The 400-nt window shown below is 67.2% G+C and carries 1 protein-coding gene; it reads left to right on the plus strand.

Annotated features, from left to right (window positions below; all coding sequences use genetic code 11):
• Positions 1-70: 70 nt before the first annotated feature.
• The gene (locus LPA54_RS41005) at positions 71-280 is read left to right on the plus strand and encodes a DUF5326 family protein (protein WP_019525342.1); all 210 of its coding nucleotides are present in this window, start codon (positions 71-73) and stop codon (positions 278-280) included.
• The last annotated feature ends 120 nt before the right edge of the window (positions 281-400 follow it).

Genomic DNA, 400 nt, shown 5'->3' on the forward strand with positions numbered 1-400 from the left:
CCCTAGCATCGAGAGCGGACATCATCGACAGGACCCGGCAGGCAGCGGGCGGAGAGGTAAGGACGAGGCCATGCGAGAGATCTTCACGGGACTGCCGTGGTGGGTGAAGTGGATCGCGGTGCCGGTCATCGCCCTGGTGGTGTTCGGCGGCCTGATAGCGAGCGTGGTCGGCTTCGTCATCGGCCTGCTCTTCAAGGCGCTGGTCTTCGTCGCCCTGGTGGGCGGACTGATCTACGTGGTGCGGAAGTTCACGGCGAGTTCCTCGTCGCGCGACTGGTGAGCCGGCGGGAACCGGCTGGGCGGTAACAGGAAGCGCCGGTTCCCTCGGGTGGGGGAAGTTTCCGCGCAGGGCCTCCTGCGTGCGGTGACGGCCGGTTAGAGTCCGGAACTCGACGCGGGG

Source organism: Streptomyces sp. DH12 (genome assembly GCF_020873895.1).
Taxonomy (GTDB): Bacteria; Actinomycetota; Actinomycetes; order Streptomycetales; family Streptomycetaceae; genus Streptomyces.